A 22,621-nucleotide genomic window follows, 5' to 3' on the forward strand; every position below is an offset into this window, starting at 1 on the left:
AGGACGATGCGAAGGCGATCTGATCAGAGAGCTCTTAAAAAAGCCAAAAACCTCAGCACCAACAGTGATTTGAGTAAAGAGACTAGGCGCCTGAACGTCAATCTCTCGGCTATGTCAGAGAAAGCTCTGGAGAAAAAGCTCGCCGAGAGCAAAGCCGAACAATGGCAGAGGGAAAACAGCAACGCTATCAAAGCCTACAACGATGCTATTGCTGAGCATGGGTGCTTCGCCGAAGAGTACAGGACATTCTAATGCCCCAGTTCGACGTGTACGCTAACCCCAGCGCGTCGACGAAAAGGATGTACCCCTACCTTCTAGACATACAGAGCGATACCCTCTCGGCGTTGGCCACCCGAATTGTGGTGCCCCTTGGACGAGTATCATTCCACTAAGGAGAAAAACTGACCCGCCTAACTCCAACAGTGACTCTCGACCGCGAAGAACTGTTGATCCTTATCCCACAAATCGCATCATTGCCTGCCAGCGTTTTAAAAACGCCCATCGGGACTCTAGAGAACACGCGAGATGAAATGGTCGCCGCACTCGACTTCGCAATAGTCGGGTTATAGTGTTGGATATAGGTATCTAACGCCGCATTCAGCTGCTTGCCTGCTGCAATGCCTTGTTAGTTTTCGTGTTTAGTTACAGCTCGAATTATTTCCGGGATATCGTCATACGTTTCATACCATATAACTGTAACTCCCAGCTCCTTCATAAGCTCCTCGTTAAGCGTATGATGGCGCTCTAAAAATTTATCAGAAGCGTCCGTATTTTGTATGACTTTTAATTTCCCCCCATTTTTATCCTCATAACAAAAATCACTGGAAGAAAGTCTTTTCATAAACGCAAAATGTTTACTTCGTTCAATATTTTTCGAAGATATATCGAGCAACCGCCTCAAATTCGGATCGGTCATTGATAAGCCAACCATAAGGCAATTGCTTTCCCTAAAAGAGTTAAGTTGTACTAGATTTGACCAATGGTATGAATCTGAATAAATTTGATGATATCCCTCTTCCGAAAAAACCAAGGTTGAGTTATCCAATCCATCATAAGCTTTCCTATCTTCCGGCAAGAAACCATGGACATGGTAGACAGGAAGCTCATCAGGGTCATAACTTTCATTATCTGTATAAATGCACCTATGTAAGATTGCATTGTTACTTAACTGCCTTTCGAGGAGGTCATCGAAATTGTAAGTAACAACTGATTTCACCTTCGCTCCTGTACGTCTCGGCAAACACATAGAGGCAATTGACTTAATTAACTCCGAATCTATTGCAAGATTATTATTTCTGAGCTTGTAGAGATTTTTTGTTACTGCTTCTATAAATTCTTTTGCTTCACCATCCCCCTTCGACAGCCCTTTTCGGAGGTATCTAGCCGCCATTAAAGATGAAGGCTCATCAATACTATTCAGTCTCCTAACGAGATCATCAATATCCTTATCTCCCATTGCAACATCATCATCAAACTCTTGTGTAAGATAAGTAACAAACAATGAATTCAGCAATGTATTCCAATCAGGCATCCCGGCACTACTTGACACACCTGCACCTAGAAACAATGAGAACTGACCTTTTTTATAACAGATTTTAAGGTTTTCAACTATTTCTTCTCTCTCATGCTTCCAATCTCTAATAGGCTTGGATATAGCTGAAGACAATCTCAAGGAAAAAAGGTTACTTGATATTTTGTTAACTACCCTCCTATTCTTAAAGGCGACCTTATTTAGATCTGCAGGCCCCCAAAAAGTTACTTCAAAAGGCAGGTTATTTCGACTTAATTCATCTTCCACACGAATTAAAAATTTTTCTGATATTGGCTTGGCAGAGACGATGAGAACGTTCTTAAAATTATTCTCGGTATATTCATTCAGAAGCCTGTATATCGACCTCTCTATAAAACTCTTTACAGGCAGTCTAGCTAGATTAAATTTTACTTCTATTAAAGTTGGGCCAACAAACTGATCAAATCCATCAGGGGCAAACGCATCTCCATACTTCATCGAGTCAGTTGCAATCAACAGTTCCTTTTCTTGACTCTCAATATGATGCTTTAACAAATGCTGGACGAAAGTTTCAAAGGAGTAGTAGCTTTTTGGTCCTCCTTCGTCAATACTAGCAATAATATCATCAATTATCATGTAATTCGCGTCCTTCCTAGAAAACTAACGCCGCGCTCTGGGGCAATTTGGGAGCGCAGCGGAAAAATTGTCCGATAGCAGCGCCTTGTTATAAGCATTCTTACTCATGACACGACATCCATCATTTCTTGATAGTGCTTTTCGTCCAGTTCATTTATCCAGTCAAAAATATCTGAAATTACTGAAACGCCTTCACCAATCAGATTTTCAACAAAGTCATCATTGGTTTCAATAAGGTCGTTATGTGAATATTCATTGATAAACTTTCTAATCTTTTCCTTCCTTTCGTCTTCCGGATTCTTACTTTCTGATATAGCTGCATTAAACAAGTTGGCGAAGTTTCCCCGGTTCTTTGGAAATTTGAAGGACAAGAAGGATTCAAGTAGTTTTCGGGATAAATTGGCTGCAAGAAAATGATCGTCCGTTTCAAGCGTCTGTTGATTTCTTAACGAATGCAGCCGTGAAAAAATGTAATGATACTCTGAGTTATATAAGGTTAATGCTGGTTCGGCGTCTGTATAAGTTGAAGCCCGTGGCACTTCGTTGTTTGTCTTAACAACATAGAAGTTTGCAGTATTCTGATTGCTACGTTTATTCTTCCGTGAAATCCAATCACGAACCAACTTGAAGAAGGTGAAGTTGTGGGTAAGAACAAAAAGTTGCTTCGCTTTTTCACAGTTTACCTTCATAAAAGAATAAGCATGAAAAAGGTGATTGGAGTCGAAACTTGAAATTGGGTCATCTACAACAACAATTGTATCTTCAACATTGTTGTCATTTTCTCTCAACTTGGTTATGAAGTAGACGAAAGCAATAGCGGTCTTTTCGCCTTCACTTAAATTTCCGTCAACTTTTTCCAAATCGTTCCGAAGTATTTCATATCCTTTTTTAACCGGATTGAATCGAAGGGTTAATTCACTGCGCCCAAGAAACCTATGAAGTGATTCATTAAATTGGTCAGCGCCCACGCCTTCATTTGATAGTGAATCTTCAAGTGTTCGGATTTCTGTGTTTCTAGCGTTAATTGTTGTTTTTAGCGTTCCATTTGCGGCTGTTCGATCAGCGACTTCTTTTTTCTTATCGTGATACCCGAATGATTTCACTTCAGTAGTTGCGTAGTGAAGTTCAAGTTTCTTTTTGGCTTTGTCAGTTTCTTCTTTGAAATTTCCTGACTTATGATTGTGCTTATCAACAGCCGCACCAATAGCGGTCATAGCATCGTTAAACGCTTTCACGGATGATTCACTGATAACCTCAACTGTTAAACCAGTTTCAAGCGGATTGGCTATCTTTTCCTTCAGTACAGTGTGCCACACTGTTATTTCTTCGTTTAAGGCTGTGATAGCTTTTTCTAATGCTGTAAAGGCTTCACTGTACCAGCTTTTGAATTCGTCGTAAAAATCACCCCGCCTCATTCATCTGAGTGCTGAATGAGCCTGCTGCGCCGGAAAATCTCGGCATCGGCCCTCTTTACCGTTGAGCGGCCGCATGGTCGCCGGTTTTCTTATAACTAAATCGACCTTCTGTTGGCGTCCTTATCGCAGTTTTGTATCATCATCTGGCTTCGGCGTAGCCGTGCCTGACAGCTTCGGATACGGCTGCTCTGTCGACGAATGAGAGTGTGATGATGACCAGTCTCAGACCAGTGCGGATAGCCGTGGCAACCCCCTTAGCAATGTCGGCCACCATTTGTCGGCGGCGGCGCCAAGGTGCACTGTGACGCGTCGGGCATGCAGCGAGAGTGTCGCCGCCACCTTGAGGATCTGCTCACGCATCTGCGCCAGGCTCCACCCCTGATGTGTTTGGCTTTCCAGCAGCCGTCGCAGCCCATGCAGGACTTGATAGGCGTAGAGGCTCAGCAAGAGATTCACCGTGTTGCGGGCCATCACCTGTTGAACCGTCGAGGCGCCGCGATCGGTCGAGGACAGATGCACGTCCAGTGTCGACTTCAACTCGCCCATGTGCGCCTCAGCGCTGCCACGCTTGCGATAGAGTGCCAGCACCCTCTTGGCCGGCCACTCGACCTTGCCGAGGTTGGTGACCAGGAAGAAGGCGTGCAGTAACAGATCATCGGGACGTTCCTGCACCACCAGCACCACGCGTCGTGGCGCAGGCCATGAGCCGGCTTGATAGGACAGGTCATAACACCACTCCCGAGGTTGTTCAGGCGGGCGGCCACGCGGGCGTTTCAAATACGGTTCTGCTAGCGTCTGCAGTCCCGTGTGGCTACGCAGCCGGCCCAGGTACTCGATATCCCGATCTTCCAGGGCTTCCAGTGTTGCGTTGTCGGTGAAGCCTGCGTCGATGCGAACCCGCACCTGGGCTCCGGTGCTCGCGCTAAGCCGCTTGACCAGGTGTGGTATCCAGGTATCAGCATCCTCGGCTGGGCCGGCGTTACCTTCGCGCAGTAGGCCGCCGACCATGTCGCCAGTCTCGGCCAGTGAAGCGATCAGCGGTGAGTAGATCCGTGCCTGATAATGCCCGTGAAACGCTGAGCCCCCTTGGTGGCCGTGGACCTCAATCGGCAAGCCATCGACATCCAGGGTCAACTGCTTCGGGATGTCGCCCTTGGTCAGCGAGACCAGACGCCAAACCACCAATCGCATCAGTCCTTCGTGCAGGGTATCGATGTTGTCGCTGTGACCGAGGCAGTTCAGCAAGCGCGACAGCGTGGCTTGAGATGGCCGATCTTGCTCCAACGGGGCCAGCCCGCGAGCATCACTGCAGGCAAGTTGCCAGAGCGGGTCATGACGGAGCGTGTCGGTATCACTAAGGTCGATCCACCCCATCGCACGCTGCAAGATCACGGTTCGCAGTTGGCTTGCCAGCGAGTGACGAACACGTAGCGGATTGCGCGGGTCAACCAGATTGTCTTCCAGCGCATCGATAACGCCACTGCGATCGAGGGCTTCGCGGAGCAACAGCGCGCCGCTATCACTCGTGGTTCGTTGGCCGCTCAGCTCGACACGGACCGAGCGGTTGCAAGAGGGAATCCAGGTGGATAGTCTTTCACCCATAGCGGATGGCTCTCTTTGATCAGGTTCTTGGCGGAACTCACTGATTTTTTAAGAGAATACCATCCGCTATCTTCGTTTTCAGGCCTGCCCCATGAATGAGGCGGGATCACTTGTGGCCGGTAGTGTTGGGGACTGAATATATTGGCCAGCAAGCCAGCCATCAGCACCTTTAAGCCTCGTTTGAAAGGCTTTGTAATCGTTATTAAAGTGAGCTTCAAGCTGTTTGGTGCGTTCTTCCGTGATGGTGTTTCCACAGTATTCACACTGGTTTGTATCGTGACGCTTATGAAGATCAAGACCAGTTTCAACCCAAGACTTTATATCACCATGCTCAACAAGCCGTTGAATAGTTTGACTAACCACGCTGGTTTTTAAAAGATCATCAAGACGTTCTTTTGCTTTGGTGAAGATATATTGATTAATGGACTGTTGATTGAAAGTGATCGGGGACTTTTGATCAGGCTTTGCGGCATTGGTTAACTCAACAATTTGTTGATCATCAAGAAGCGAGTCTTCCGACTTGCTTTCTTCAAAGTGGTCTTCTATGAATTTTCCAAATTTACGCTTATCGTAGTTAAGGTAGTAACTGTCTGTAGTGTCAATGGACTGAAGACTTGTCTTCATATGTCGCGCACTATCTGTCCCAAATTTTGAAACAGCGCTATCAAGCTTCATTATTACTTCAGCTTCTATTCCGTATGCTTTGCTATCAACTTCCTGTTCCTTTTTTAGCTTTTCTAGTTTCTCACGCTCTTCAATCTTTTTTTTATCAACAAGCAATATACTTTTTACAATGCTATTCCATGAAATATTTTCATCAATAAAATCTTGGTTAAAGGTATATATATTTAGATCAGAATTCGCTACGCTCGCTTGTGTGATAGGCGTACCGGTGTCTACGCTTATCGAGAATTCTGAAGAAGGAAATTTACTTGAAGTGGATTTATTTTCGACGCACCGAAACAAGCCCGAAAGCGTAGATTTTCCGCTTCCATTCCACCCATAGAACAAATTGTATTTTCCAAAATCTTTAGCATTGCTGTTCGTATGATCTTGGAAGATACCGAATCGCTTTAATCTTTGTATGTTTTTTATTGACATGGCTTCCCTGACCTAAAATTCTCTTCGGACTAGATTCGCGTATAAAATCTTTATTATGTATATTTGGTATCCAGTTTACTCAGGCTTCCCAATCAAGACATCGATATCCTCTTCTCGTATCGCCGCCTTCAATTCTCCCAAAGCATCGGCATCGGTCGCGAAAAGCCCATTCCAGACGGTATAAGTAGCTTCTTCATCCACTACCTCGAGAATCCCCCCATTCTCCTCTCCGCGATATATCTCGACCTGCACTGTCTTCCCGGTGTCGGTGAGCTCCTGGCACAGAGGACTCATCTCGAGTTCTACGTCGTCGTCCATCTATCGTCCTCCAGAGAAGCTAGACACATAACGCCCGCAACACCGGACAATTTGAAGCGCAGCGGAAAATTGTTCCGTGTGCTTGCGATTGTTATATCTTTTGCACTACACACGCACTATACCCGTACCCGGCGTTCTGAGCTCTCGGAGCCACTTGGCAATGCTGTCTCGATTCACCTCTTCTATGGGGTAGCTTCGAGCTTCAATTGTGGAACGAGCCCCGATGCTAAATTCAGAAGATGTCACCAGCACCCCGAGTTTACATCCTTCATGCAATACATCCGCATACAGTCCCTTAATCGTCACCTTATCAATTTTTGATTTAATTCTCTTGCATTGAATAATAAACTCCGGCGCTCCATCTTCCGCATTATTCCACACTCTCAAATCCACACCATCATCATTACTTCCGGGGCCTAAATCGACAATGTAACCAAATCTTTGGAAGCATTCAGCAGTCAGCTCTTCAAATTTTCTCCAATGAATATCACCTAGCTTGTGAAGATTGTTTGAAAGAAAGTCCATAAAACGCTGATCAAGGAATACCCCCTTCTCTGCAACTGGATTGTATTGCTCGAATAAATCCGACAGATTTACAATGTCAGTGTACTGGTGAAATTTCATTGCAGTATGTGGGCTGTGTTTCAGCAAATCATCATACCCTTGGATCAACAACACAATTGCATCTAGGCCTGCCTTACCGTGAACCTGAGCGGCTTCTCTCATCATTCCTTCTTGGCGTAATGATTTTCTTCCCTCTTGGATTGCCTTCTTTGTTTCGATTTCAATGTTTCTATGATAAATGTCTTGAATAGAGTGGGCGAAATCGGCACTATATCTGCGCTCTATTTCCCTCGAGATTTTGAATATTTCAAATATTCCATCTAAGGGTCTGTCTGTAACCCCAACTTTATGTAAAAGGGTGTAATAGAGGGTGTCATAATCTTCGGACCTAATTCGAATCCCGTGCTCTTCAGAAGAAACTATTTCGTCATCAAATCCTGTGCCTATGAGCATATCGCACATATGCTCAATTGAAGCAGCGACGCCAGATTTATAGCCAACAACCTCATGAAGGTGGTCGGCAAAATCATGCTTGTCGAACCATATTGCTCCCATGCTTAGTCCTTAGATATAATATTTTTATTCAACGGAATGCTTATTTTTCTTCCGCACGAACCTGCCCAGGTTGCAGCCTATACCTTTGAACTCATGCGTCCATCCTTCACTTTACGGCGGAGTAACCTGGGATAAAACGTGCATTCTCATCTTCAAAGCGCGCATACTCAAAATCGCTCTTTTGAGCTTTCAAACCCATTCATTTTCCGCAACTTTATAGCGCCTATGACCCATAGACACGCTCTCTGATGCATCACTTCGAGCATGCCTGTAAATCCTATGTCTGATTTCATATACACGCATGTATTCTGCACGCAGAGAAACTGCGAAGGCATATCGCGAAGAGAAAGGCACACCTCCCCGTCACCTACAAACTACCGACCAGCCACGCTACCGCCACGACGGCCACACGACATGACCACCCAGGCGACGAAGGTCGCTGTGCGATCACGAGTACGGAAGGAATTGAGGGCGGGTAACCAAAAACGGCAGTACGCTGCCATCCAGGCGGTAAGGCGCCTGCATTGAACGTCAGATTAGCGTTGGCTGGTCATCCCTTGGCCATAGTCGGCTTTCCTATCCCTGCGCATGATCGTTGTATTCGTGCTCGTAGCGGCACTGTTTATTGCTTGGCATTGGCTAATAGCAGCAGAATAGACAAAAGATGTGAGGAATGGGAACGAATTTACGCGTTTTTTGGCTTAAGTCTTACAAACTGTCGAATTTCGGAAACCACTTTTTGGAAGCACTTGCTTGCGTCTGAATCGGGTATAGGGATTTGATACTGGTACGACAGCCATGCCCAGCGCGAGCAAGCGATCACTCGCATATGGCGGATGGGTGGTATAGCTTGTTCAGCTCGGCGCCAGGTAACCGCGATGCGTTTCTGATCCACCACCGAACCTTGCCGCCATTGACGGGACCGACTCCGCGCGCCTGTGAGGCAACGCTTCCAGGTATCGTTACCAGGAGGCGCCTTCACGCCCAGCGCGGCAAGCGGGCCTGGGTTACCATACTGAGCACCAAAACGAGCCAATATACGTGAACACGTCAGAATGAGCTGCGAGGCTTCAGATGGATACCCGTATACAGTTTCGTATCGATGAAGAGACAAAGCGCCTAGCCCAGCAGATGGCAGAGAGCCAGGGGCGTACGCTCAGTGGCGCCTGCAGGGAATTGGCAGAACAACTCGCCGAGCAACAGCGCCAAGCAACAGCGCCAAGCAACGTCACACCATGACGGGTTATCGCTTCAGGTCAAGCGAGCGTTTGACAGACTCGAAGCCGGTGCAGCGACCTTTGTCGATCATGAAACCGCAAAATCCCGGATGGCAGAACGAAAGTCACGGATCCGCGCCCGTGACCTTGCCCCGGTAATCGGCGATTCCATGGGAAGAAGAGGGTCTGACAAGGCGTGAAGCCATTTTCGACTTCCTCTACCAGTTCAATCCTGTGGTCGCCGAACGGACTGATGACCTGATCGAGGAAAGGGCAGAACTGCTGATGCTGCAACCGCTACTCGGCGTAGAGCGCCAAGGTATACCTGATCGCTTGCTAATCCTAACGGAAGTATCGCTTCTGATCTCCTATCAGTTGGCAGGCTTAGATATCCGGATCGTGCGGGTCCTTCACCAAAAGCAGCAATTCCCGCCCGCCGATTGACGGCTAATCACTCTCTGACCGCAAAGGCTCGAAGCGGACGTAGCTTCTTGGCTCGGCTGATGGACGGAGTCAGCCGGCCCCTCCCCTTCGCTCGATATCCGTTAAGCGTCATTACCTCACCTGCTCTGCATCCTGCCCATCAGTGTCTCGCTATCACGCCCTTGGCTGGCCGGCGTAGCCTGCCGCACCTGGCTCACCTACTCGCCGCTCTCGGTGTCAACATCGGCGAGAGGCTGGTCCTTGGGTGCGGGGTTGGCGTACTTCATCCAGGTCTTGCCGAGGTGGTTGCGCAGTTCGTTGCCCACCTGCTTGCCGTCGCGGGCTTCCAGGGCGGCCATGATGGCTTCGTGCTCGTCCATCGCCACGGACCACTTCTCGTTTTTCAGGTTGGAAAGGTAGCGCACGCGGTAGAGCTGTCGGCTCAGGGTGGCGTGGATCTCGATCAGGGAGTTGTTGCCGGAGAGCGAGACGATACGGTTGTGGATCGCCTGGTTCAGGCGAAAGTAGTTCTGTCGGTCGCGACGCAGGAAGGCGGCCTTCATCTCGAAGTGCAACGCCTGCAGTTCGGCGATGTCCTCGTCGCTGGCATTGGCGCAGCAGAGCTCCGCGGCTGACTGCTCCAGCACGCTCAGCACGTAGGCCTTTTCCTGCACGTCCTGGGGGCTGACGTCGGCGACCACCGCTCCCCGTCGCGGGGAGATGACCACCAACCCTTCTGCTGCGAGGATCTTGAACGCCTCGCGCATGGGGGTGCGCGAGACGTCCAGTTCTTCGGCCAGCTTGCGCTCGGGCAGCCGCTGTCCCGGCTGGAAGTGATCCATCACGATATGTTCACGCAGGTAGTTGGCGACCTTCTCCACCAGTCCTTCGCGTGCGTCCACTGCCGCTTCGTCCATCGTTATTGCCGTCATGGTCTTCGATGCCTAAAGAATGGCATACCGTTTTTTGGTGGGCAAACATTTACGCGCTTTACCTCACTGTATTTATTCGTTGTTATTCAACGATATAACGCACATCTTTTGCTTTATGCGACCAAGGTCTATGCCCCAATCGTTTGACCATCAAAATGGTATACCACTACATTTCTCTGCATCTTGATCCCGCCCGATCCTTCCAGACCGAGGCCTTCAACCCGCTCAGGCAGCCCCCGGCAACGCGCCAGCGGTTGGCCAGGCCAGCACGGAGACGCTCTACGACCATGAACTACCTTCACCACTTTGATACCGCCACCACCGTCGAGGCATGCGTCGCGGGCGCTGGCGATTTCGGTCGCGGCATCCTCCGTCAGGCCCAGCAGATGCCCGGCATGAACGCGCGCATCGCGGTGGACATCAGCGCCGAGACGGCCGCCCAGGCGTTCGAGAAGGCCGGCATTCCGGCCTCGCAGATTGCGGTATGCCAAACGTCGGACGAGGCAAGCGACGCCTGGCAGGCGGGTAAATTTGTCGCCTGTGGCGATCTCGAAGTGGTCAAGCACCTGGATTTCGACATCCTGGTGGAAAGCACTGGTATACCAAACGCCGGTGCCACCCACGCGGCCAGTGCACTCAAGGCCGGCAAGCACGTGGGTATCGCCACCAAGGAAACCGAATCGGTGGTCGGCCCCTACCTGACCCGCCTGGGCAACCGCCACGGTCGCCTGTTCACTCCGCTGGACGGTGATCAACCGAGTCTGTTGATCGGCCTGGTGACCTGGGCCCAGACGCTGGGCTTCGAGATCATCGCCGCCGGCAAGAGCAGCGAATACGACTTTGTCTGGGACGAGGCGGATCAGGCGATCTGGTGCAACGGCACCCGCTTCGACGCCCCGGACATGGCCGACCTGTGGACACTAACTGAGGGCGACGAGCGCAGCGTGGTGCGCGCCCGTGGTGAACACCTGAGCGCCATTCCGCAGATTTCCGCACCGGACCTGTGCGAGATGACCAATGTGGCCAACGCCACTGGCCTTACCCCTGACCACCCTGCCTTCCACGCCCTGGTGCTGCGTACCCATGAGGTGCCGACCCTGCTGGATCTGGAAGGCAACGGCGGCGTGCTCTCCGGCACGGGGCGTCTGGAGGTGTTCAACTGCCTGCGCCGCCCGGATGAGCTGAGCTTCGCCGGTGGCGTCTTCGTGGTGGTGCGCTGCGAGGACGCCCACGCCTGGGAGGTGCTGGACGGCAAGGGCCATATCCTGAGCCGCAGCAAGAAAAGCGCCATGGTCTACCTGCCGCGCCACCTGCTGGGCCTGGAAGCGCCGATCTCGCTGCTCGACGCCGTGCTCAAGGGCCTGCCCTCCGGCGGCGGCCAGGCCACCCGCCCGGCGGTTGACCTGGTCGCCCGCGCCACGGTGTCACTCAGCAAGGGGCAGGAGCTCGAGATGAAGGGCCACCATCGCCACATCGCAGGCCTTCAGCCCGAGGTGCATCCCGCCGCTGCGCTACTCGATGCCACCCCGGTGCCCTTCTATCTGCTGCCCGGCGCTGTCCTCAAGCGCGATGTGGCTGCAGGACAGTTGATCAGCGTGGCCGACGTGCAGCTGCCGGACTCCACCTTGCTCCACCTTCGCCGCGAGCAGGACGCGATGTTCTTCTCCACCGCCGAATCTTCCTCCGAACCGGCCTGACGTCATGTCGGGCCACCTGGCAACCAATGGGCATCTGCCCATGCTCAACCACAACAACCACCCCCAGGAGAACGCCATGATCACCCGAAACGCGATCATCACCGCCAGCGCCCTCGGCCTGTCGCTCGTCGTTGCGAGCCCCGCCGCGCTGTCCGCCGACGAGGCGGCCGACTTCCCCTCCAAGCCGCTGCAGTTCCTGGTCGCCGCCGGCGCCGGTGGCGGCACCGACAACTTCGCGCGCACCATCAAGCCGCTGCTTGAAGAGGCCATGGATACCCGCGTGACGGTGGTCAACCTGCCGTCCGCCTCCGGCGCCCTGGCCCACCAGCGTACCGCCAACGGCGACGCCGACGGCCACACCCTGGACTTCGCCTCCTCGACCCTGGTCACCTCGCTTGCCGCCGGCCAGAACCCCACCGGCCTCGACCAGCTCACCCCGGTGGCGCGTATGCAGTCCGACGTGATGACGCTGATCGTCGATCCGGACAAGTACGCCGACTTCGACGCCTTCATGGAGCACGCCAAGGCCAACCCGGGTCAGGTCATCATCGGCGGCACCCACGCGGCCAGCCCCGACCGCATGGCCTTCCTGTCCTTCCGTGACGCCACCGGCCTGGACATCAGCTTCATCCCCTATGACGAGGAAGGCAGCGTGGCCGCCAACGTCATGGGCGGCAACATCGATGGCCTGTTCGGCGAGATCAGCTCGGTGCTGAGCTACATGGAATCCGGCGAGATGATGCCGATCCTGGTGTTCGCCGAAGAGCGTCTGGAGAACTTCCCGGACATCCCCACCACCGTCGAGAACGGCTGGGACCTGACCGACGGCAACGAGCGCGGCATCTTCGTCCACGCCGACACCCCGGACGCCATCGTCGAGAAGCTCGAGTCCACGCTGAAGAGCGTCTACGACTCCGAGACCTACCAGGAGTACGAAGAGCGGGTGAACCTGCACTACCGCGAGGGCTGGCTGGGTAGCGACGACTACCGCGAGAAGCTCGAGCAGAACCTGGAACTCTACACGCGGCTTCTGGAAAACACCTGATCCCGTGGACTGGCGGGCCGGGTTCTACCCGGCCCCTCACCTTGCGCTGACGGGACTCGCTCCCGCTGGCCCGCCGTGAACCGAGCCTCACCATGCATACCAAGTTCACCGTCTTTGCCGTCCTGTTGCTGGTACTGGCCGCCGTCACCCTGGTGCCGACGCTTGATTTCCCGAGCTCCGAGGACGTCTCGACCTTTATCGGCCCGCGCCTGTGGCCACTGTCGCTGTTGCTCCTGCTGATCGTGCTGTCGGCGACCCTGCTGGTCTCCACCCGCATGAGCCAGGCCAAGGAGCGTGCCAGCGACGCCGAGGCCAAGGCCGCGATGGCGAAAAACCCCGCGACCGATCCCGGCCAACAGGCTGACGCCGGCCAGGACAGCGCCACCGACAACGTCACCGACAGCACCACCGAAGCCGCTGGCGTTGCTCTTGACCCTGGGTTTCTTGCCGCCAACCGCCACTGGTGGCTGATGGGTACCACCGTTGCCTACACCCTGCTGATGCCGGCCATCGGTTTTCTGCTGGCCACCGTGATCTTCACCCTGGCCTGCACCTTGCTGCTTGGCGCGCGCCACTGGGCGGCCCTGCTTGCCACCGTGGTCATCGCCGTTGCGCTGATCCAGGGCGTGTTCTCCACCCTGCTGGGCATCCCCTTGCCATGACACCCAGCCGGTACGATTTTCCACCAGTATTTCGCGGGAGCTGACGATGCTGGAGAGTTTTCTCAGTGGGCTAGGCGTGGTCTTCCAGCCCATGAACCTGTTGATCCTGACCTCGGCCGTGTTTATCGGCTTTATCGGTGGCGCGCTGCCGGGCATCAGCGGTGTGATCCTGGTGGTCATCCTGCTGCCGGTCACCTACGGCATGGAGCCCACCCAGGCGTTCATGCTGCTGACCGCCATCTACGGCTCCACCGTCTTCTCGGGGCTGATCACCGCCATCCTCTATCGCGCCCCGGGCACCCCGGAAGCGGTGATGACGGCCTTCGACGGCTACCCCATGACCCAGCAGGGCGAGGCCGGCAAGGCGCTGGGTATCGGCGTGCTGAGCTCCGCGGTGGGCGGGCTGGTCGGCACCATCGCGCTGATCATCTTCACCCCGATGCTGGCCTCGGTGGCGCTGAAGTTCTCCTCCCCCGAGTACTTCGCACTCGCCATCCTCGGCCTGACCGTGGTGGCCTCCCTCGGTGGCCGGCTGATCCTCGGCTTGATCGGCGCCACCCTGGGCCTGTTGATCGCCACCATCGGCATCGACCCGCTCACCGGCACCAGCCGCTATACCTTTGACAACCTCAACCTGGCCGAGGGGGTCGGGCTGATTCCGGTCATCGTCGGTCTGTTTGCGGTGTCCGAGGTGATGAAGCGCTCCCTGAGCCGTGACGCCGAACAGCCGCTGACCAAGGTCAAGATCAAGATCTTCGACGCCCCCATCCTGAAGAAGATCGGTGTGACCCTGTCGCGCTCATCGATACTTGGCGTCATCATCGGCATCCTGCCGGGCATCGGCGCCAGCACCGCCGCCATGGTCAGCTACAGCGAGACCGTGCGCTGGTCCAAGCACCCGGAGAAGTTCGGCAAGGGCGCACCGGAGGGTATCGCTGCACCGGAGGCCGCCAACAACGCCGCCGCCATGGGCGCCCTGGTGCCGCTGTTCGCGCTCGGTATTCCGGGAAGCGGTACCACCGCGATCATCCTCGGCGCCTTTATCATGCATGGCCTGCAGCCAGGGCCGATGTTCATGCTGACCTCGAGCGACCTGATCTACGCGGTGTTCGCTGGGCTGTTCGTGGTGAACTTCATGATCCTGGCGTTCTCCAAGCCGTTCATCAAACTGTTCACCCGACTGCTCAACGTGCCCTACTCGGCGCTGGGCCCGATCATCCTGATGTGCTGCATCGTTGGTACCTACTCGGTGCGCAACTCGATGTTCGACGTCTGGCTGATGCTTGGCTTCGGGGTACTCGGCTTCCTGCTGGAGAAGATCAAGTTCCCGCTGGTCTCGATCATTCTTGGCCTGGTGCTCGGCCCTATCGCCGAGAGCGAGCTGCGTCGCTCGCTGGCCATGTCCCAGGGTGACCTCGGCATCTTCTTCTCGCGCCCGATCAGCGCAAGCCTGATCGCCATCGCCGTGCTGCTTCTGGGCACCACCATCGTCATTGCCCTGCGCAAGCGGGCGAGGAACCGGGCCGCTGCGATGGGCTGAGGTGATAAAGCCACACACCGGCTGACCACCAGCATCCTCCCCACGCAGAAACGACATCGCCCTCGCTGCCGACCAGGCAACGAGGGCGATGTCTTTCTACTTATAGGCACTGGCGGCTAACGACTCACTCGCAAGTAAGTCTCCTCCTGCCCCCGCCAACCAAGCCCACCATCAACAACCGGAAAAGGCAGCGATCCGAGGATGGATCAATAGTCATGCCCCGCATCCACCGCGGCAGGCGCCTCCGGATGCAGCCGCTTGATATGGACCCGCCGGGCGAGGCGAATCAGCGGCCGTATCATCATCTCGATACTGCCAATCAGAAACAGCCAGGTCCCTATATAGGCAAGCGACTCGTAGAAAAACAGGATGCTGCCGATGATAAACCAGGTGCCGATCAAGAGGTCGTTGACGATACTGAGCACCTCGTAGCGCTGGCGAATGACCAGCTCTTCATGACCGATGTGCAGAGTCAGGGCGGGAGATTTCGACGGCTCCCGAGAGGTTGATTTATCGCTCATGCTGCATCTCCTTTCGCCGTAATTCCCAAGCCATGCCTGGCTGCGTGAGGCGTCACCGCGTCGTCTAACGTCGATCCTGTCCAGCCGAAACGTCCAACGTCGGCAGCGACCGCCTACCATCAATCATTTAGCCAAGGATGACGCCTGAAAAGGCCATTTGCCAGCGGGGAGGCTTCCCAACAAGATGCCATGACAAGAGTGCGTGAGCTGGTTCTGCGGGCCCTTCTGGCGTGCTGCAGCCCAGGGACGAACTGGGTCGAAGCTATCGACACACGAAAAAGCAGCGTCGAGATAAGACTGATGCCGCCATTGGGCAAGCGCGAGAGCGAGGATGGAGCGAATCGAGCCACGTGTCGCCGCCAGTTGGCGAGAAACAGCGAGCAGGAGAAATTAGGTAACAACGGAGAAAATAGCTAAGAAGGGATTCGCTACGAAGAGAGTAACAAGAAGGAGGGTTGCACCGAGGGAACTAGCGATAAGCGCTATGAGTGCCAGATGCCGCACTGGCTCCCCGAACAGGACTCGAACCTGTGACCCAATGATTAACAGTCATTTGCTCTACCAACTGAGCTATCGGGGAACAACGATGTGCAGTACTTCAAGCTTGGCGACAATGTCAGCAATGCTGCAAGGCAAGATGGCTCCCCGAACAGGACTCGAACCTGTGACCCAATGATTAACAGTCATTTGCTCTACCAACTGAGCTATCGGGGAATTACCTTGAATTGTCGGTGCGTGACGCGGGATCAACCGTTGCGGTTGGCTCCCCGAGCAGGACTCGAACCTGCGACCCAATGATTAACAGTCATTTGCTCTACCAACTGAGCTATCGGGGAATCGCCTCAAGCACGGGGCGTAGTATACGGATCGCTCCGAGATCGTCAAGCCCGGTTGCGCTTTTGTTGACCCAAGGGCTGGCTTAACCCGCTGATCCGCCTCGTAACCTGGGTTCGGGGAGGCTCTGGCTGCCGTCACGGTGCACTGCACGTCCTGAAGCCCTATCCTAAAGCCCTGCCCTGAACGCTGGTCCCTCGCCCACCGGGCAGGTGCGGGCGGGTCACAAACGCTGAAAGGCAGTGCCAGACGATGGCTGACGGGAGGCAAAAAACCGACGCATACGAAAGCACCCGCTGACCTCGGTCAGCGGGTGCTTTCTAAATCCTGGTGGCTACGCCCTGACTCGAACAGGGGACCCCATCATTATGAGTGATGTGCTCTAACCAACTGAGCTACGTAGCCTTTTGGGTCGTCATGCGGCAAAAGCGCCGTGTCGACGGGGGAGAATTATGCACACCGTTCATGAACTTGGCAAGCCCGCCTGCGAAATTTTCGATGACGGGCCTGCCCTACTCTCTCCCCAGTCTGGAACGCTCTGGGCTTGCTAGACAGTCAGCTCAGGCTTGTTCAGCGCCCCAGTGCTGGCTTATTCAACACCCAACTCCGCCTTGACCACCTCGAGGGCTGGCTCGCCATCGGCGGTCTCCACGCCTTCGAGCCAGGAGGCGAGCAGCTCCGGGTTGGCCTTGAGGTAGTCGCGGGCGGCCTCATCCGGGGCGGTGCCGTCATCCATGATGGTGCCCATCAGCTGGTTTTCCATCTCCAGGGTGAAGCTCAGGTTGTTGAGCAGCGCACCGACATTGGGGCAGGCGTCGGTGTAGCCGGCGCGGGTGTTGGTGTAAACGGTGGCGCCGCCCAGGTCGGGACCGAAGTAATCGTCGGCGCCTTCCAGGTAAGCCATGTCGAAATTGGTGTTCATGGGATGCGGCTCCCAGCCGAGGAACACCATCCAGGTCTCGTCGGGGACGCGGGCACGCAGCTCCGCCAGCATGCCGGCCTCGCTTGAGTCGATCAGCGACCAGTCGCCAAGCCCAAAGGCGTCATCATCGATCATCTGCTGGATCAGCTCGTTGCCGTCATTTCCGGCCTCGATGCCGTGGAGTTCGCTATTGAACTTGTCGGCGTGCTCGTCGAGATCCGCCACCGAGGTGACACCGGCGTCGTAGACATACTGCGGCACCGCCAGGGTGTACTTGGCCCCTTCCAGGTTGGCCCCCAGGCGATCCACATCACCCTGCTCGACGTAGGGGTCGCTGATGGACGCCATGGACGGCATCCAGTTGCCGAGAAAGACATCGAAGTCGTCGTTCTTCATGCCCGAGTAGGCGATCGGCACCGAGACGGTGTCGATACGCGTCTCGTAGCCCATGGCCTTCAGCACTTCGGTGGTCAGCGCGGTGGTGGCGGTGATGTCGGTCCAGCCGACTTCGGCGAAACGCACCGGCTGGCAGCTGTCATCGGCGGCCATCGCCTGGGGGGCGGCAAGGCCGGCGATGGCAGCCGCCAGCACGGACAGAGCGGGAATCGTCGGGGTCGTCATGATGCACTCCTTGTTGAGGTTATCGGTTGCAGTATGGTGGCCTGATCACGACTGTGCCGTTGAATCGACCAGATTTTGATTGAACGTCCAATCAATAAAAGGCATACTCTCTACATCCTAACCTCGGGGGTGCCTCGAGGAGCAAGTCACTAGATTCAACTCTTGAGCACGATATCGCTCGAGACGCGCATCAACAGATTCACCTCTCGGGCACCTCAATGTTCGAGGGCGAACGGCACGGAGGTCTGTCATGCCCAAGGTAGGAATGGAGCCGATCCGCCGCCAGCAGCTGATCCAGGCGACCATGGCGGCGATCCACGAGGTGGGGCTTGCCGATGCCACCATCATGCGTATCGCCCGCCACGCCGGGGTCTCCGCCGGCATCATCAGCCACTACTTCGGTGGCAAGGATGGCCTCTTGGAGGCGACCATGCGCCAGATCCAGCATGACCTGGGCCAGGCCGTGGCGGCGCGGCGCAAGTCGCTGAGCGACACAAGCCCCCGTGCCCATCTGGAGGCGATCATCGACGGCAACTTCGACGCCTCCCAGACCAACGCCCGCGCTGCCGGCACCTGGCTCGCCTTCTGGGCCAACTCGATGCACAAGGCCGACCTGCAGCGGCTGCAGAAGATCAACGACCGGCGGCTGTACGCCAATCTGTGCTACCAGTTTCGCCGGCTGATGCCCCGACACGAGGCCCAGCGCGCCGCCAATGGCCTGGCCGCGATGATCGACGGTCTGTGGCTGCGCGGCACCCTGTCGCCGGAAGGCCTGGACGCGGTCCAGGCCCGCCAGCTGGCGCGGGAGTACCTGAATCGACTGCTCGACAGCCACGCGCCCGCTGCGGCTCGCGAACCCGAACCGGCCTGAGTCTCTTCCGGCCAAGGCCCCGAGCCTCGAGCCGGATCTCAGGCAGACCGAGTGGGCAGGCTCAACACCTGCGCCACTCACGCGCACATTCTTGCTCTTCACTTATCGCCCCGACATCGCTGTCAGCTTGCTGACACATGCCCTTTCGACAGGAGGATGCCATGGCAACTCTCGAACTCCAGAAGCTCTACATCGACGGCCGTCTGACCGACGCCACCTCCAACGAGACCTTCAGCGTCACCAACCCCTACGATGGCAGCCACCTGGCCGACGTGCAGGTGGCAAGCCAGGCCGACGTGGACGCCGCTGTCGCCGCGGCCCAGCGCGGCCAGAAGGTGTGGGGCGCGATGTCCGGCATGGAACGCGGACGCATCCTCAACCGCGCCGTGGCGCTGCTGCGCGAGCGTAACGACGAGATCGCCGAGCTCGAGACCCGCAACACCGGCAAGCCGTTCAGCGAGACGTCCACCGTCGATATCGTTACCGGCGCCGACGTGCTCGAATACTACGCCGGCCTCGCCGCCGCCATCGAAGGCAGCCAGATTCCGCTGCGCGAAGACAGCTTCGTCTATACCCGCCGTGAGCCGCTGGGCGTCATCGGTTCCATCGGCGCCTGGAACTACCCGATCCAGATCGCCTGCTGGAAGTCCGCCCCGGCGCTGGCCGCCGGCAACGCCGTGGTGTTCAAGCCCAGCGAGGTCACCCCGCTGACCACCATGATCCTGGCCGAGGTGTTCACCGAAGCCGGTCTGCCCGATGGCGTGTTCAACGTCGTCCACGGCGAGGCCGAGGTGGGCCAGGCGATCACCGGCCACCCGAATATCGCCAAGGTCTCCTTCACCGGCGAGGTGGGCACCGGCAAGAAGGTAATGTCGGCCTCCGCCGCCTCCAGCCTCAAGGACGTCACCATGGAGCTTGGCGGCAAGTCGCCGCTGATCGTCTGCCGTGACGCCGACCTGGTCCGTGCCGCCGACGCGGCGATGATGGCCAACTTCTACTCCAGCGGCCAGATCTGCACCAACGGCACCCGGGTGTTCGTCGACAACGCCGTCAAGGACGACTTCGAGGCACTGCTCGAGGAGCGCGTGGCGCGCATCAAGGCCGGCGACCCGATGGACCCCTCGGTCAACTTCGGTCCGCTGGTCAGCTTCGAACACCAGGAGAAGGTGCTGTCCTACATCGAGCTGGGCAAGCAGCAAGGCGCCCGGGTACTGGCCGGCGGCGACGCATGGGACCAGGGCGACTGGGCCAAGGGTGCCTGGGCGGCCCCCACGGTGTTCACCGACTGCACCGATGACATGCGCATCGTGCGTGAAGAGATCTTCGGCCCGGTGATGTCGGTGCTCGGCTTCGACTCCGACGAGGAGGCGCTCGAGCGCGCCAACGCCACCACCTATGGCCTGGCCGCCGGCGTCTTCACCGAGAGCCTCAACCGTGCGCATCGCCTGATCCATCGCCTGGAAGCCGGCATCTGCTGGATCAACACCTGGGGCGAGTCCCCGGCCGAAATGCCGGTGGGTGGCTACAAGCAGTCCGGCGTCGGCCGCGAGAACGGCATCGAGACCCTGGCCCACTACACCCAGACCAAGTCGGTCCAGGTCGAAATGGGCCCCTTCGAGTCGGTCTTCTAAGGCCGGCCTGTCGCGACAGCACTCGAACACCGCGTCACGCCTGACCCGGTCACCCCATTGCCTTCAGGGAGGCGTCACATGTCACAGCTCCGTGAATTCGACTACGTCATCATCGGCGCCGGCTCCGCCGGCAACGTCCTCGCCACTCGTCTGACCGAGGACCCGGACGTCCAGGTCCTGCTGCTGGAAGCCGGCGGCAAGGACCACCGCTTCGACTTCCGCACCCAGATGCCGGCAGCGCTGGCCTATCCGTTGCAGGGCAAGCGCTACAACTGGGCCTTCGAGACGGACCCCGAGCCGCACATGGACAATCGCCGCATGGAGTGCGGTCGCGGCAAGGGCCTTGGCGGCTCTTCGCTGATCAACGGCATGTGCTACATCCGTGGCAACGCCCTGGACTATGACGGCTGGGCCAAGCGCGACGGGCTCGAGGATTGGCACTACGCCAACTGCCTGCCCTACTTCAGGAAGGCCGAGACCCGCGATATCGGTCCCAATGACTACCATGGCGGCGATGGCCCGGTGTGCGTGGCCACCCCGAAGCCCGGCAACAACCCGCTCTACCACGCCTTTATCGAGGCGGGACAGCAGGCGGGCTACCCGGCCACCGAGGACGTCAACGGCTACCAGCAGGAAGGCTTCGGCCCCATGGACCGCTTCGTCACGCCCCAGGGACGCCGCGCCTCCACCGCGCGTGGCTATCTGGACGAGGCCAGGAAGCGCCCCAACCTGACCATCGAGACCCGAGCCACCACCGACGTCATCCTGTTCGAGGGCAAGCGTGCGGTGGGCGTGCGCTATCAGCGCAAGGGCCAGACCCAGGAGGTACGCACCCGTCGCGAGGTACTGCTGTGCGCCGGCGCCATCGCCTCGCCGCAGATCCTGCAGCGCTCGGGCATCGGCCCGGCGGACCTGCTGGCGGAGCTCGGCATCGAGGCGGTCCACGTCAACGACAACGTCGGAGCCCATCTGCAGGACCACCTGGAGATGTACATCCAGTACGAGTGCAAGAAGCCGATCTCGCTGTACCCGGCGCTGAAGTGGTACAACCAGCCGGCGATCGGCGCCGAGTGGCTGTTCAAGGGCAGCGGCGTGGGCGCCAGCAACCAGTTCGAGGCCGCCGGTTTCATCCGCACCAGCGAAGAGGAAGCCTGGCCGAACCTGCAGTACCACTTCCTGCCAATCGCCATCAGCTACAACGGCAAGAGCGCGGTGCAGGCCCATGGCTTCCAGGCCCACGTCGGCTCGATGCGCTCCCAGAGCGAAGGCCGCGTGCGGCTGACCTCGGTCGATCCCAAGGCCGCGCCCTCGATCCTGTTCAACTACATGTCCACCGAAAAGGACTGGGAAGAGTTCCGCGACGCCATTCGCCTGACCCGCGAGATCATCGCCCAGCCAGCCATGGACGAGTTCCGCGGCCGCGAGATCTCGCCGGGGCCGGACGTGCAGAGCGACGATGAGCTCGACGCCTTCGTGCGCCGCCACGCCGAGACCGCCTATCATCCCTGTGGCACCTGCCGCATGGGAGACGGCGACGACTGCGTGGTCGACGGCGCCGGACGCGTGCACGGGGTAGAAAGCCTGCGGGTGGTCGACGCCTCGCTGTTCCCGGTGATTCCCACCGGCAACCTCAACGCGCCGACGATCATGCTGGCCGAGCGCATGGCCGACAAGATCCGTGGCCGCGAGCCGCTGCCGCCGAGCCAGGCGCCCTACTACGTGGCCAACGGCGCCCCGGCCCAGAAGCCGCCGCAGCGCCGGCTCGAGGAGGCCCATCCGACCCAGAGCGAGCGGCGCCTCTCCGCGCGTGCTGGTGCTGGTGCAAGTTCTGATAGCACAGCGCAGCCTGGCTGACGCCGGAAAAGCTGCCGCTGGCGGCGACACGATTTAGACGACATCGACCTGGCCCCGTGACTTTCACGGGGCCTTTTTTGTGCAGCTAAGAGACCTCTAGTTCGACCATGGTGCAAGAGGCAAGGTTTTCGATGGCCGGTTGTCAGGCGA

General features: G+C 56.7%; 18 protein-coding genes, 4 tRNA genes and 2 pseudogenes. 11 read left to right on the forward strand and 13 right to left on the reverse strand.

The genetic code is table 11. The features are described 5' to 3' along the window. Positions 1-6: 6 nt before the first annotated feature. Complete coding sequence (locus NFI08_RS20130) at positions 7-252, forward strand: type II toxin-antitoxin system CcdA family antitoxin (RefSeq protein WP_349591353.1); 246 nt, start codon at positions 7-9, stop codon at positions 250-252. Then, positions 252-569, forward strand: a pseudogene (locus NFI08_RS22920) (CcdB family protein). The gene NFI08_RS20130 and the pseudogene NFI08_RS22920 overlap by 1 nt, the downstream one beginning before the upstream one ends. A 56-nt stretch (positions 570-625) precedes the next feature. Here NFI08_RS22920 and NFI08_RS20135 read toward each other — a convergent pair. From NFI08_RS20135 to NFI08_RS20160, 6 genes are all read right to left on the reverse strand, one after another. Beyond that, positions 626-2,146, reverse strand: coding sequence for an SIR2 family protein (locus NFI08_RS20135; RefSeq protein WP_349591354.1), 1,521 nt, complete (start codon positions 2,144-2,146; stop codon positions 626-628). Positions 2,147-2,250: 104 nt separating this feature from the next. Then, complete coding sequence (locus NFI08_RS20140) at positions 2,251-3,561, reverse strand: AAA family ATPase (RefSeq protein WP_349591355.1); 1,311 nt, start codon at positions 3,559-3,561, stop codon at positions 2,251-2,253. Between the two features lie 222 nt (positions 3,562-3,783). Further along, the gene (locus tag NFI08_RS20145; protein WP_349587653.1) at positions 3,784-5,163 is read right to left on the reverse strand and encodes an IS1380 family transposase; all 1,380 of its coding nucleotides are present in this window, start codon (positions 5,161-5,163) and stop codon (positions 3,784-3,786) included. Between the two features lie 78 nt (positions 5,164-5,241). Continuing rightward, on the reverse strand, positions 5,242-6,264 hold the full coding sequence (locus tag NFI08_RS20150) for an AAA family ATPase (protein WP_349591356.1): 1,023 nt from the start codon (positions 6,262-6,264) through the stop codon (positions 5,242-5,244). 75 nt (positions 6,265-6,339) lie between these two features. Then, positions 6,340-6,582, reverse strand: a complete 243-nt coding sequence (locus NFI08_RS20155; RefSeq protein WP_349591357.1) for a hypothetical protein — start codon at positions 6,580-6,582, stop codon at positions 6,340-6,342. Between the two features lie 105 nt (positions 6,583-6,687). Then, positions 6,688-7,701, reverse strand: coding sequence for a restriction endonuclease (locus tag NFI08_RS20160; RefSeq protein ID WP_349591358.1), 1,014 nt, complete (start codon positions 7,699-7,701; stop codon positions 6,688-6,690). A gap of 1,131 nt (positions 7,702-8,832) precedes the next feature. Between NFI08_RS20160 and NFI08_RS20165 the strand changes: the two genes are divergently transcribed. Together NFI08_RS20165 and NFI08_RS20170 are read left to right on the forward strand one after the other, a co-directional pair. Then, entirely contained in the window at positions 8,833-8,940 is a 108-nt protein-coding gene (locus NFI08_RS20165) for a hypothetical protein (RefSeq protein WP_349591641.1), read from the forward strand. A gap of 164 nt (positions 8,941-9,104) precedes the next feature. Further along, entirely contained in the window at positions 9,105-9,362 is a 258-nt protein-coding gene (locus NFI08_RS20170; protein ID WP_349591642.1) for a type II toxin-antitoxin system RelE/ParE family toxin, read from the forward strand. A 197-nt stretch (positions 9,363-9,559) separates the two neighbouring features. Here NFI08_RS20170 and NFI08_RS20175 read toward each other — a convergent pair whose 3' ends face one another. Further along, positions 9,560-10,273, reverse strand: a complete 714-nt coding sequence (locus NFI08_RS20175; protein WP_349591359.1) for a GntR family transcriptional regulator — start codon at positions 10,271-10,273, stop codon at positions 9,560-9,562. Between the two features lie 287 nt (positions 10,274-10,560). Between NFI08_RS20175 and NFI08_RS20180 the strand changes: the two genes are divergently transcribed. From NFI08_RS20180 to NFI08_RS20195, 4 genes are all read left to right on the forward strand, one after another. Then, a complete protein-coding gene (locus tag NFI08_RS20180) occupies positions 10,561-11,970 on the forward strand; it encodes an NAD(P)H-dependent oxidoreductase (RefSeq protein ID WP_349591360.1) in 1,410 nt (469 codons plus the stop codon). Between the two features lie 76 nt (positions 11,971-12,046). Continuing rightward, on the forward strand, positions 12,047-13,015 hold the full coding sequence (locus NFI08_RS20185; RefSeq protein WP_045994607.1) for a Bug family tripartite tricarboxylate transporter substrate binding protein: 969 nt from the start codon (positions 12,047-12,049) through the stop codon (positions 13,013-13,015). Positions 13,016-13,107: 92 nt separating this feature from the next. Then, complete coding sequence (locus NFI08_RS20190; protein WP_349591361.1) at positions 13,108-13,677, forward strand: tripartite tricarboxylate transporter TctB family protein; 570 nt, start codon at positions 13,108-13,110, stop codon at positions 13,675-13,677. 46 nt (positions 13,678-13,723) lie between these two features. Further along, positions 13,724-15,217, forward strand: a complete 1,494-nt coding sequence (locus tag NFI08_RS20195; RefSeq protein WP_045994605.1) for a tripartite tricarboxylate transporter permease — start codon at positions 13,724-13,726, stop codon at positions 15,215-15,217. A gap of 206 nt (positions 15,218-15,423) precedes the next feature. On the opposite strand, the gene NFI08_RS20200 is transcribed toward NFI08_RS20195, so the two are convergent. From NFI08_RS20200 to NFI08_RS20225, 6 genes are all read right to left on the reverse strand, one after another. Continuing rightward, the gene (locus NFI08_RS20200; protein WP_213229624.1) at positions 15,424-15,738 is read right to left on the reverse strand and encodes a YrhK family protein; all 315 of its coding nucleotides are present in this window, start codon (positions 15,736-15,738) and stop codon (positions 15,424-15,426) included. Between the two features lie 504 nt (positions 15,739-16,242). Beyond that, a tRNA-Asn gene (locus tag NFI08_RS20205) sits at positions 16,243-16,318 on the reverse strand. 58 nt (positions 16,319-16,376) lie between these two features. Then, positions 16,377-16,452: transfer RNA gene (locus tag NFI08_RS20210), tRNA-Asn, on the reverse strand. A 46-nt stretch (positions 16,453-16,498) separates the two neighbouring features. Continuing rightward, positions 16,499-16,574, reverse strand: a tRNA-Asn gene (locus NFI08_RS20215). A gap of 326 nt (positions 16,575-16,900) precedes the next feature. Continuing rightward, positions 16,901-16,977: transfer RNA gene (locus NFI08_RS20220), tRNA-Met, on the reverse strand. Positions 16,978-17,161: 184 nt separating this feature from the next. Then, positions 17,162-18,043, reverse strand: coding sequence for a choline ABC transporter substrate-binding protein (locus NFI08_RS20225; protein ID WP_249742950.1), 882 nt, complete (start codon positions 18,041-18,043; stop codon positions 17,162-17,164). A 322-nt stretch (positions 18,044-18,365) separates the two neighbouring features. On the opposite strand from NFI08_RS20225, the gene betI reads away from it, so the two are divergent. From betI to betA, 3 genes and pseudogenes are all read left to right on the forward strand, one after another. After that, positions 18,366-18,986, forward strand: a complete 621-nt coding sequence (betI, locus tag NFI08_RS20230; RefSeq protein WP_349591362.1) for a transcriptional regulator BetI — start codon at positions 18,366-18,368, stop codon at positions 18,984-18,986. Between the two features lie 161 nt (positions 18,987-19,147). Further along, complete coding sequence (gene betB, locus NFI08_RS20235) at positions 19,148-20,617, forward strand: betaine-aldehyde dehydrogenase (RefSeq protein ID WP_349591363.1); 1,470 nt, start codon at positions 19,148-19,150, stop codon at positions 20,615-20,617. A gap of 78 nt (positions 20,618-20,695) precedes the next feature. After that, positions 20,696-22,363 (forward strand): annotated as a pseudogene (gene betA, locus NFI08_RS20240) (choline dehydrogenase); the annotation flags it as partial. Positions 22,364-22,621: the final 258 nt, after the last annotated feature.

It is taken from the genome of Halomonas sp. EF61, from assembly GCF_040147045.1.
Lineage (GTDB): Bacteria > Pseudomonadota > Gammaproteobacteria > Pseudomonadales > Halomonadaceae > Halomonas > Halomonas litopenaei.